At 72.2% G+C, this 10,041-nt stretch carries 10 protein-coding genes; 3 read left to right on the top strand and 7 right to left on the bottom strand.

The features are described 5' to 3' along the window. Positions 1–294: cbb3-type cytochrome c oxidase subunit I (locus ADL01_RS13595; RefSeq protein ID WP_234354620.1), on the bottom strand; the 294-nt coding region annotated here is incomplete at its 3' end. 105 nt (positions 295–399) lie between these two features. On the opposite strand from ADL01_RS13595, the gene ADL01_RS13590 reads away from it, so the two are divergent. Then, complete coding sequence (locus ADL01_RS13590; RefSeq protein ID WP_053742228.1) at positions 400–948, top strand: RNA polymerase sigma factor; 549 nt, start codon at positions 400–402, stop codon at positions 946–948. Then, positions 941–1,915: a CU044_5270 family protein gene (locus ADL01_RS13585; RefSeq protein ID WP_053742227.1), complete on the top strand. Its 975-nt coding sequence runs from the start codon at positions 941–943 to the stop codon at positions 1,913–1,915. Before ADL01_RS13590 ends, ADL01_RS13585 begins: the two co-directional genes overlap by 8 nt. Positions 1,916–1,952: 37 nt before the next feature. Here the strand turns inward: ADL01_RS13585 and ADL01_RS13580 are convergent, their stop codons facing one another. Next, positions 1,953–2,330: a nuclear transport factor 2 family protein gene (locus ADL01_RS13580; RefSeq protein WP_053742226.1), complete on the bottom strand. Its 378-nt coding sequence runs from the start codon at positions 2,328–2,330 to the stop codon at positions 1,953–1,955. Between the two features lie 171 nt (positions 2,331–2,501). Between ADL01_RS13580 and ADL01_RS13575 the strand changes: the two genes are divergently transcribed. After that, on the top strand, positions 2,502–2,798 hold the full coding sequence (locus ADL01_RS13575; protein WP_053742225.1) for a hypothetical protein: 297 nt from the start codon (positions 2,502–2,504) through the stop codon (positions 2,796–2,798). 87 nt (positions 2,799–2,885) lie between these two features. On the opposite strand, the gene ADL01_RS13570 is transcribed toward ADL01_RS13575, so the two are convergent. Genes ADL01_RS13570 through ADL01_RS13550 form a run of 5 tightly spaced genes read right to left on the bottom strand, consistent with a single transcriptional unit; the run spans position 2,886 to position 10,000 of the window. Continuing rightward, positions 2,886–4,097: a type III PLP-dependent enzyme gene (locus ADL01_RS13570; protein ID WP_053742224.1), complete on the bottom strand. Its 1,212-nt coding sequence runs from the start codon at positions 4,095–4,097 to the stop codon at positions 2,886–2,888. Then, positions 4,094–5,851 (bottom strand): IucA/IucC family protein, encoded by a 1,758-nt coding sequence (locus ADL01_RS13565; protein WP_053742223.1) that lies wholly within the window; start codon positions 5,849–5,851, stop codon positions 4,094–4,096. The genes ADL01_RS13570 and ADL01_RS13565 overlap by 4 nt, the downstream gene beginning before the upstream one ends. Next, a complete protein-coding gene (locus ADL01_RS13560; protein ID WP_053742222.1) occupies positions 5,851–7,059 on the bottom strand; it encodes an MFS transporter in 1,209 nt (402 codons plus the stop codon). Before ADL01_RS13560 ends, ADL01_RS13565 begins: the two co-directional genes overlap by 1 nt. Further along, complete coding sequence (locus ADL01_RS13555; RefSeq protein ID WP_078960498.1) at positions 7,056–8,816, bottom strand: IucA/IucC family protein; 1,761 nt, start codon at positions 8,814–8,816, stop codon at positions 7,056–7,058. Before ADL01_RS13555 ends, ADL01_RS13560 begins: the two co-directional genes overlap by 4 nt. Then, the gene (locus ADL01_RS13550) at positions 8,813–10,000 is read right to left on the bottom strand and encodes an ATP-grasp domain-containing protein (protein ID WP_053742220.1); all 1,188 of its coding nucleotides are present in this window, start codon (positions 9,998–10,000) and stop codon (positions 8,813–8,815) included. The genes ADL01_RS13555 and ADL01_RS13550 overlap by 4 nt, the downstream gene beginning before the upstream one ends. Positions 10,001–10,041: the final 41 nt, after the last annotated feature.

Raw genomic sequence — 10,041 nt, 5'->3', positions numbered from 1 at the left:
CTGCAGCGGCATGATCCAGTTGGTGAAACCGGCGAACAGCGGCGTCGCGAACATCAGCAGCATGATCGTGCCGTGCATCGTGAACGCCTGGTTGAACTGTTCGTTCGACATGATCTGCAGACCCGGCCGGGCCAGCTCGGCGCGCATGAACAGCGCCAGCACGCCACCGATGCAGAAGAACGCGAACGACGTCACCAGATACAGCGTGCCGATCGTCTTGTGGTCCGTGGTCGTCAGCCACTTCACGCTTCTGAGCCTCGTGGTGGTGCGGGGTTCGATGTTGATGGTCTTCACGCCCCGCCTGTGTCCGCGCCCGGCCCGGACGTCACACTCGGACGACGCGAGGAAAATCACGGAAACGGGTGTGACGATCCGCGGAGTGCCGGACACAGGCGGAACATGAGCAACGACGAGACCTTCGCCGCTGCCTATCGCGAGCACTACTGGGCGGTCAGCCGCTATGTCGCTCGGCGACTGGACGGCCGTACCAGCGAGGTGGAGGAAGTGGTGGCGGACGTGTTCACCGTCGCCTGGCGGCGCCGCGGCGACCTGCCGGCCACTCCCTTGCCCTGGCTGTACGGCGTGGCGCGCAACTGCCTGGCCAACGCGGTACGCGGCCAGGGCCGCCGCCGTCGGCTCGTCGACCGGCTGGGCAACGACGAGACCGCGCACGGCAGACAGGTCGTGGCGAGCCCCGACGCCGACGCGCCGGGCGCCTGGGTGCACGAGGCGCTCGCCCGGCTGACCCCGGCCGACCAGGAGATACTGCGCCTGACGGCCTGGGAGGAACTCGCAGTCGAAGAGGTCGCCGTGGCCCTGGACTGCGGTACGCGCGCGGCGGCGATGCGGTTGCACCGGGCCCGGCGCCGGCTGAGAACCGAGATCGACCGGATCCGCCCCGCGCTCGCCGCCGACGTGAACTCCCCGAAGGAACACGGCCATGCCTGACGAACTCGACCTGCTGCGCGGCGCCAACCCGGTGCCGGCCGACGGCCCCCACTTCGGCGAAGGGCCCCTGGACCACGACGCGGAACGCCGGCTCAACAGGCTCCTGCACGGCCGGAACTCGTCCGGTCGCCGTCGCACCCGCTGGACCTGGAGCCTCGCGACCGTCATGGCCGTCGCGGTGACCGCGACGGCCCTGCTCCTCGCGGGCCCGAACACCACCCCGGCGGTGGCCGCTCCCCGTCCGCTCCTCGTGCACGCCGACTCCACGCCCGTACCGCTGGCGAGGATGGCCGAGATCGCCGACGCGGCGGCCGAGGACGGCGCACCGAAACTCCTGAGGGGCACCCACGTACAGACCTGGAGCATGGGCATGTCCGAGGACAAGCCCCCGATCACGCTGCCCGTCGAACGTGTCGTGCGCTGGCGGGCCGACGCGAGTCATACGGAACTGGTCGTCGCGACCGATCCGCAGCACCCCGGTCGGCTCGTCCTCAGCGAGGGAGACGACGAACCCGGGCTGGTCGAGGACGGCCACGTCATCAGCGAGCAGACGTTCGGGCCGAGCTGGAGCGACGCCCCGCCCGAGTCGCCGCCGCCGCACGACCCGCAACGGCTGAAGGCCTACCTTCAGGAGGCGCAGCACCAGGACACCGCACTGACCACCCCCGAACTCCTGGACGCGGTCCAGGTGTTGCTCAACCACTGGACCCTCGGAGCTCGCGAGAACGCGGCCGTCGCCCGGATGCTGGCGGACGCCGGGGGACTGCGGCCCGTCGGCCGGGTCACGGACCGGCTCGGGCGGCCCGGTCAGGCGTATGTGTGCGACGGGCGCGGCTACCGACTGATGCTGATCATGGACCCGGTCACCGGTGCCGTCCTCGGCCTGGAGAACACCGCCGCCGTGGCGGAGCCCCAGTGGGGCCTGAAGGCGGGCGATGTCATGGACTACAGCGCCTGGATGCGCTGATCACGCCCTCGGGCCGGACTCCGCCCGGCCGGGGGATTCACCCGCCTTCCTCCTCATCCCATGCCTGCAGCATGGTCTGGTCGACGATCTTGCCGTCGCGCAGGGACATCATCGATCCGGCGAGGACGCGGACTCCGTCCGGGTACAGGCAGGACTCGGTGTAGGCGACCTGGTCGCCCTGGACGACGACCTTTTCCAGCTTGTGGGTCATGTCCCTGCTGTAGACATCGTTCAGCATGGCGCTGATCTCTCCGCGCCCGTGCATGACCATCGGGTGGCTGGGCTGGGTCTTGTGGTCGACGACGCGCACTTCGGCGTCGTCGGCGTAGAGCGACAGCAGTGCTGTCGCGTCCTGGCCTTCGATACCCCGGCGCAGTGCTTCGGTGTCGAAGGTGGAGCTTGCCGCGGTGCCCATGGTGACCTCCTCCGAGGGGCGCGGCCCGATAGGAGCGGGCCGCGGGGGACCTCTCCTCCTGAGCGTCCTCCGTTCGGGGAACCTCGGCAAACGCAGCGGGAGGATGAGCCTGACGAGTGAGCGGGGCGGGGTGCCCGTGTCCGGTGCGGGGCGCGCGCCGTTCATGAGGACATGATCTCAACACGACGAATCGCCGCCGCCGTTGCTCTCGCCGCCGGCGTCACCGGCCTCGCCGCCCCGCTGGCCAGTGCGGCTCCCGCCGTCGACCAGAACGCGGGCAAGCTGAACCCGATCGCCCAGCTCGACTCGCTCGCCGTGAGCGAGATTCCCGCCCAGTACCACGAGGACCTGCCTCGGGTCTCCAGCCAGCTGACCCAGCTCAACCGCCTGAACGACCTCCAGCAGCTGAGCCAGCTGACCGACATGGCCGCCCCCGTGACCGGCCTGCTGCCCGGTATCGAGGCCTGACGGAACATACGTATACGGACGTACGTATCCGGATGTGTGGGCCGCCCGGCCGGACCGGGCGGCCCACCGGTGTGTCGTACGTGTGTGCTATCCCGGTCGGTTCGCCGTCACCGGCGCCTTGCCCAGGAAGTGGAAGCCGGGCCTTGGGTGCATCAGGAAGTCGTGGTGGGAGATGTTCCACGCGTAGGCGCCCGCCAGGGAGAACAGCACGCGGTCGCCCGCTCGCAGACCGGGCGCGGCCACCTCCCGGGCCAGGACGTCCTTCGGGGTGCACAGCTGGCCGGCCAGCGTGATCTGCGGGTCCTCGGCCGCCGGGCGGGGCCACGGGTGAGGCCAGGTGTCCACCGGCAGCACCGCGCAGGGCTGGTCGTGGCCCTTCGTCGCGGGGGTGCGCAGATGGTGGGTGCCGCCCCGGACGACCGCGAACTCCTCTCCGTGGCTGCGCTTCACGTCCAGCACCTCGGTGGCGTACCAGCCGCAGTACGCGGTCAGCGCCCGGCCAGGCTCGATGCGCAGGGTCAGTTCCGGGTACGCCTCGGTCAGACTCGCCAGGCCCTTGCCGAACGCCGCCCAGTCGAAACGGCGGTCCGGGGCGGCGTAGTCGACGGCCATCCCGCCGCCGACGTTGACCTCGGTGATACACACACCGAGCGACGCCGCCCAGGTGACCACGGACTCCGCCACCGCCAGCTGTTCCCGGGCGTCGAGCCCGCTTGCCAAGTGGGCGTGGATGCCGCGCAGTTCGAGCTGCGGGTACGTCCCGTCCGTCAGCGCCCGCAGCACCGGGGCGGCCCCGGCCGGGTCGAGCCCGAAGGGAGTCGGACGGCCGCCCATCGTCAGCGAGCTGCCCGCCAGCGAGCCGTCGGACACCGGAATGTTGACGCGTACCAGCACCGCCACCCGGCGCTCGGTCCCGGCCCGGCGGGTCAGTTCGGCGAGCATACGCAGCTCGTGCTCGCTCTCGACGTGGAACCGCTCGACGCCCAGTTTCAGCGCGGCTCGCACCTCGTCCGGTGTCTTGCCCGGCCCGCCGAACGCCAGCGGCCGGCCCGGCACCGCGTCGGCGACATGGGCGAGTTCACCGCCCGAGGAGACCTCATAGCCGTCGACGTACGGCGACAGCGCGGCCAGGATCTCCGGCTCCGGGTTGGCCTTGGCCGCGTAGTACACCTCGACCCGCTCGGGCAGCGCCGCCCGGACCATCGCCGCGTGAGTGCGCAGTTCGGTCAGGTCGTAGACGTACGCCGGGAGTTCGGTGGCGGGCAGGGACAGCGCGTGGTCGCGCACCGCGAGAGTCATCGGGTGCTCCGGGTGGTGTCGCGCAGGATGTCTTCGGCGAGCGGGGACGGCAGCCGGACGTATCCGGCCTCGCGGTCCGCCTTACGTTCCCAGCGGGTGAGCAGATTGGCCTTCGCGGGCAGCGGCACCCCGGCGAGCAGCGCGGCGAGACGGGGCGGGCAGCCGGAACGGTCGGCGTAGGACTTCAGCGTGTCGCGCACCCGGCCCCAGAGGGCGGCCTCGGCTTCCGGGTGCAAGTCGGCCAGGGCCGCGAGCAGTTCGGCGATGTGGTTGACGAGCAGGCAGTAGACGACCCGGTCCCAGCCGCGCTGTGCGTCGTACGTCATCGGGCCTGCGACGTCGGCCGGAACCGCGCTCAGTGTGTCGCGGTGGTGTTCGGGGATCAGCTTGGTGCCCTCCAGGTCCCGGAAGAGCACCTGGACGGGGCGGCCGTCGGCGCCGACGCAGATCAGCACGTTCTGCAGATGCGGCTCCAGGACCAGCCCGTGGTCGAAGTAGGCGGCCAGGACGGGCGGGACGAGCAGTTCGAGGTACGCCGACCACCAGTCGAGGGCCGTGTCCGGATCCGCGTCGGCCAGCAGCCGGGACACATGCGCGGCGCTCGACGGGTACTCGTCGGCAACCGCCGCCGCCAGCAAGGGAGTCGACCCCGGAGCGAGGTACCGGGGGAGGCCCTCGCGGACGATCACGCCGAAGCCCTCGAACAGCTCACGGTCCGGGGTGCCGTCGGGGCCGGGCAGGGCGAGCGTGCGGTAGGCGGGCTCGCGCAGTACCGCGCTGCCGGGGAAACGCTCGGCCAGGTCGGTGAGCGCCGGGGCGAGGGCGCGGGTGAGGGCGACGGCGCCGGACAGCTCGTAACTGCTGTTCTTACGCAGGCAGTTGGTGATCCGCACGTTCAGGCTGAACTTGAGGAACGTCTCGCCGTCGTACAGGGTGCGCACGGACGCGGTGGCGGCGAAGGGGCGGCCGCCGAGGCCGAGGTCGATGATGTCGCCGCGCTCCAACGCGGCCCGCAGCAGGGGGTGTTCGCGCAGGGTGTCGTATTGCCAGGGGTGCGTGGGCAGCAGCCGGTAACCGTCGGGGACATCCATGCGCTGACCGTCCAGCGCAGCGGCGGCCCAGGGGTCGGCGCACTCCTCGGCGATCAGCTCGTCGCGTACGGCGAGGTGCCGCAGCGGGAAGACGGCCCCGGTCTCCGGCGCGTACGCCGACCAGGCGCGCGGGTCGCCGGTGCGGGCCTTGGGCGTGGGGTGGAAGCGGTGGCCGAACAGCAGGGACTGTTCGGAGGCGAGGTAGGCGCAGAGGTGGTCGTCCGCCGGTCCGGCGGGACGCTCACCGGCGAGGGCTGCCGTGACGGCCTGGTGGCTGGAGGTGATCTGCTCCAGGAACTCGTCGTTGGGCTGCCCGGTCCGCAGGGACAGCTCGTCGCGCGTGTACTCGGCCAGGCGGCGCCAGTCCACCACGGTCCAGCCGTCGTCGGCCCGCTCGCTCACCGGGCCGGTGAAGCGGTGGGCGCCCAGTAGCGACGTACGGCGCAGGCTGACCCGCAGGAGTACCCCGCGGCGGGGCAGGCGCAGCAGCAGGTGGCCGTCGTCCACGACGGTCTGGCGTTCCGGGCCCGACACCTCGCGCAGCAGGCAGTTGAGCAGCGTGTGGGTCACCACGTCGTCGGCGGTGGGGAGTTCGGTGCTGGGGAGTTCGACCGTGGCGAGCTCGGCGGCGGTGGTGTCGGGCGAGTCGGTCAGCGAGGGCATCAACGGCTCCAACGGGCGCGGTGCGAACGGGGGTTGAGGAGGAAGAGGGAGACGAGCACGGTGAGGACGGCGGCCGCACTGCCGGTCAGCACCGGCGCGGCCGGGCCGAACCGGGCGCTGCCGGCCGCCGCGGCGAGACCGGCGGCGACCGCGCCGGCCTTGGAGAAGAACTCCAGCGACCCGAACATCCCCCCGGGCGCACGGCCCTTGGCGCAGTCGGCGGCCAGCACGGACAGCGACACCAGGCCGAGCGTGAGCCCCACCCCGAGGAGCAGCCGTACGGCGATCAGCGCGGACAGCGAACCGGCGACGCCGTGCCCGGCCAGACCGAGCGCGATACAGGCGAAGCCCAGGACGATCCCGGTCCGGGGCCGGTCCCGGACCGCGGCGTGCACCGCGAGCGCCGACACCAGGTAGACCAGATGGGGGAGGGCGAACAGGACGCCGGACAAGGTCGCCGACGTGCCCGGCAACTGGTCCTCGACCAGGGAGATCAGATAGGGGAAGGAGATGACGGTGGAGAACACGAACGCGAACTCCAGGGCGTACAGAGTGCGCAGGGAGACCACCGGCGCGGACGTCGGCGCGGTGGTCTCGGGTATGGACTCCGAGGCCCGCTCCTCGCGCGGTTCGGGCAGCGCGGCGAGCAACAGGGCCGCCGTCAGCGGGAGTACGGCCAGCAGCGCGTACTGGCGGTGCGGCGACAGCCAGCCCGACAGCGAACCGACGACGATCGGCGCGACGACCAGAGCGGCCCGGGCGCTGCCCTGCATCAGGGTGAGCGCCTTCGACAGGGCGGCCCCCTCCAGCGCGGCGCCCAGATAGCCGTTGGACGCGGCGAAGGTGCCGCCGAGGACGCCCTGGAGGATCAGGGCGAGGGTGAACGTGGCCAGCGAGTCCGCCCAGCCGGCCAGCAGGAAGGCGACGGCGAGGCCCAACTGGGCGCGCAGCAGCAGCCGTTTGCGGCCGAAGCGGTCGGCGAGCCGGCCCCAGAAGGGGGCGCCGAGGGCGCCGAACACCGTCGGGACCACGTACAGCACCCCCGCCCAGCGTGCGGCGTGGTCGCCGAACTCCGGGAGGATCGCGGTGAGATAGGGCGGTAGGCCGAGGGCGGCGAAGGACGCGACGAAGTAGCAGCCGGCCACCGCGTGCACCTGACCGCGGCCGAACGAGGAGCGCCTCGGCAGGCGCCATGCCTCGGCGCTCATACGGCGTCCTCGGCGTGTTCGCCCGCACGGAGAAGGTAGTTGGGGCCGGTGGTGTAGTGCTTGTTGATGTCGGCGGCGCCCGAACGGTCCTTGCTGAGCAGGGTTCCGGCGCTGACCATCGCCTTCACGGGCAGGAGCGGTGCGTCGAGGATCCGGGCGCGCAGTACGGCGGCCGGGGTGCCCCCGAGCCGGTCTACGGCCTCGCCGAGCCGGTCGCGGACCAGCCTCAGCACCGTGGGCAGCGGGGCGCGGCCGTGCCGGGCGAGCCCGAACGCGTAGGCGCCCGCGCACAGATGGACGGTGATGGTGGTGAACACGTCGGCGACCGGATCGTCCTCGGTGCCGTAGGTCCGCTCGTCGTCGAAGCCCCAGGGCCCCGGCAAGGCGGTGGCGAGCCGTGCGGTGTTGATACGCGGGCCGTCGTTGTCCTTGAACAGCAGCCGCACCCGGCCCGGTTCGGGCCCGAGGACCAGCGAGACGTTCTGCTGGTGCGACTCCAGGGCGATGCCGTGGCCGAAGAGGGTGGTGTGCCAGTCGAAAAGGAGGGTGAGGCAGGCGTCCAGCAGGGCGAGCGGGTCGCCGGCGTGGAAGCGGTCGGCGAGATGGTCGATCACCAGCCGTCCGCCGGGTGCCTCGGCCAGCAGGGCGGCCAGCGGGACGACGGCGGCATCGTCGAGGCCGGCCGGGTAGCGGCGGCACAGGACGGCGAGGAGTTCGTGTCCGGCGTGTGCGTACGTGGTCTCGTCGGCGTGCAGGACGGTGTCCCGGAAGCGGGGCTCGCGCTCGACGACCCGCTCGACCAGCCGCTGCCCGGCGGCGCCGTCGACCAGCGTGCCCGGCTTGATGGAGCGCCGGTTGCGCAGCCCCAACGTGGCGGTGGCTAGGGGGAGTTTGAGGTGCAGGGTGGGATCGGCGGCGACCGCGACGCTCCGCATCGACAGGGTCGGGACCACGTCGAGGTACTCATCGTCGGCCAGCCGGGCGCGTCCCGCGAGGCCGGTGACCCGCAGCGCCTCGTCGAGCGGGGCGCCGACGGTCAACGGGTGCACGGGCAGGGCGAGATGCGTGCCCTCCAGATCCGCCATACCGAGTGTCGAGGGCGTCGGCCAGCCCTCGGGCAGCGCGCCCGCGACGGTCACCGCCTCCCGGGGCACGGCGAGCCAGCGCAGCGCGAAACGGGGGTGGAACTCCGGGGCGTAGGACCGCAGTTGCTCCTCCGCGAGCCCGGAGCGGCCACGTGCGGTCGGATACACGGGATGGTCGACGCGGGCCGCGAGGGCGTCGTACGCCAGGGAGGCCGTCAGGCCCGTCCAGGTGGCCGGGTCGGCGCCATGACGGTCCGTCAGATGTGCGGCGGCCTCCGCGCCGGTGGCGGCGTGCAGCCGCAGAGTGGCCAGGGTCTGCCGGCACTCCTCGGCGAAGGCGTCGAAGCCGTCGCGGTCCACCGGGTCGGCCAGCGCGCGCAGCGCGGCGAGCACGGTGTCGTACGAGGTCAGCTCGGCCCCGTCCGACTCGCGTACCAGCAGCGGCAGTCGGGCGGCGTACACGCACTGGAAGCCGTCCTCGGCCAGCGGCAGCAGCAGGGCGTCGGCGCCGCCGGTCGGCAGGCGCAGCCAGAGGCCGTCCGGGCGGTGGGTGAGCGTGCCGCGGGTGCGCAGGCCGACCACGTCCTCGCGCAGCAGCGCGCTGAGGACGCGGGTGAGCAGCTCGGCCTCGGCGGCGTCGGTCGCCACGGGGGCGGGAGCGGCGGTGGTCACGGCTGGACCTCCCAGCGGTGTGCCGCCAGGAACTGGGCCGACACCCGGTCGACCGTCGGCTGGTCGCTGCCGGTGGCCCGCAGTACGCCCAGGTAGTCGCGGTTGGTGCGGTACAGCTCGTGCCGCTCACCCACCGCGCGCAGCGGACGGTACGTCAGATGTACGTCGTCCACGGTGAGTTCGGTGGCCGGGGGAGCCGAGGTCAGGGTGCCCGCGCGGTCGGCGCACGGGTACTCCAGCCGGGCCGCACCGCCCTGGCGGGTGCCCAGGTCGGCCGGGAGGGGCTCGCCCAGGTGAGTGCGCAGGATGTGCTCGAAGAGGGGGATCTCCAGGAGCCGGGCCAGCAGCAGGTCGACCTGGTCGCCGATGGCTCGGTAGTTGACCTCGATGATCCGGGCGCGCCCCTCGTGCACCACGAACTCGGTGTGACAGGCGCCGAACCCGACGCCCAGCGCGTCCAGTTGGGCCAGTATCTGGGCGACGACCCGCTCCTTTGGGGCCGGCACGAAGACGAGCCGCTCCTCGATGAAGTACGGCGGCGCCGACAACTCGGTGTGGAATCCGCCCAGTACGTGCCGGCGGTTGCCGTCGCCAAGCGTCTCCAGGGTGTACAGCTCCCCGGGCAGGTACTCCTCGACGACCAGGACGGCATCGGGCCGCCGCGTGAAGAACTCCTCGGCGCGGGACCGCAGTTCCTCGGGGCCGTCGACGAGGACGACGTCCTCGCTGGCCACGCCCTCGCGCGGTTTGAGGACACACGGGTACGGCGCCGCCAGGGCGACGGGTTCCACGGCGCCGGGCCCGGTCAGCTCGGCGGACCACACGGTGTCCACGCCCGCGGCGGCCAGCCGGCGTCGCATCTCGGCCTTGTCCTTGCAGGCCAGCGCGGCCCGCCAGTCCTTGCCGGGCAGTCCGAAGTAGTCAGCGGCCAGGGCTGCCTGGGTCTGGAGGTGGTCGCTGTTGCTGAACACGGCGTCCGGCCGGTGATGCGTGGAGATCCGGGTGACGACGGCCCGGAAGTCACGGACGTCGCACTCCACGATCTCGACGTCCGGGTACACCGCACGGTGGGCCTCGGGATGGTCGGTGAGGACGGTGACATCGAGGCCGAGAGCGGCGGCAGCGGGGAGGAAGCCCTCGGTGACGGAGTCGGTGGGGTTGAGAGCGAGCAGGTACAGACGCATGACGTGGGCAGCAACTTCCGCTAGCGGGTGGGGGATTGGGG

It is taken from the genome of Streptomyces sp. NRRL WC-3618 (assembly GCF_001280005.1).
In the GTDB taxonomy this organism is placed as follows: domain Bacteria; phylum Actinomycetota; class Actinomycetes; order Streptomycetales; family Streptomycetaceae; genus Streptomyces.
This window is presented reverse-complemented; position numbering and strand designations above follow the sequence as displayed.

Excerpts from the sequence above, each read along its gene's own strand:
- ADL01_RS13550 (WP_053742220.1), bottom strand. The coding sequence starts at position 10,000 with ATGCGTCTGTACCTGCTCGCTCTCAACCCCACCGACTCCGTCACCGAG.
- ADL01_RS13590 (WP_053742228.1), top strand. The coding sequence starts at position 400 with ATGAGCAACGACGAGACCTTCGCCGCTGCCTATCGCGAGCACTACTGG.
- ADL01_RS13560 (WP_053742222.1), bottom strand. The coding sequence starts at position 7,059 with ATGAGCGCCGAGGCATGGCGCCTGCCGAGGCGCTCCTCGTTCGGCCGC.
- ADL01_RS13565 (WP_053742223.1), bottom strand. The coding sequence starts at position 5,851 with ATGCCCTCGCTGACCGACTCGCCCGACACCACCGCCGCCGAGCTCGCC.
- ADL01_RS13580 (WP_053742226.1), bottom strand. The coding sequence starts at position 2,330 with ATGGGCACCGCGGCAAGCTCCACCTTCGACACCGAAGCACTGCGCCGG.
- ADL01_RS13570 (WP_053742224.1), bottom strand. The coding sequence starts at position 4,097 with ATGACTCTCGCGGTGCGCGACCACGCGCTGTCCCTGCCCGCCACCGAA.
- ADL01_RS13575 (WP_053742225.1), top strand. The coding sequence starts at position 2,502 with ATGATCTCAACACGACGAATCGCCGCCGCCGTTGCTCTCGCCGCCGGC.
- ADL01_RS13585 (WP_053742227.1), top strand. The coding sequence starts at position 941 with ATGCCTGACGAACTCGACCTGCTGCGCGGCGCCAACCCGGTGCCGGCC.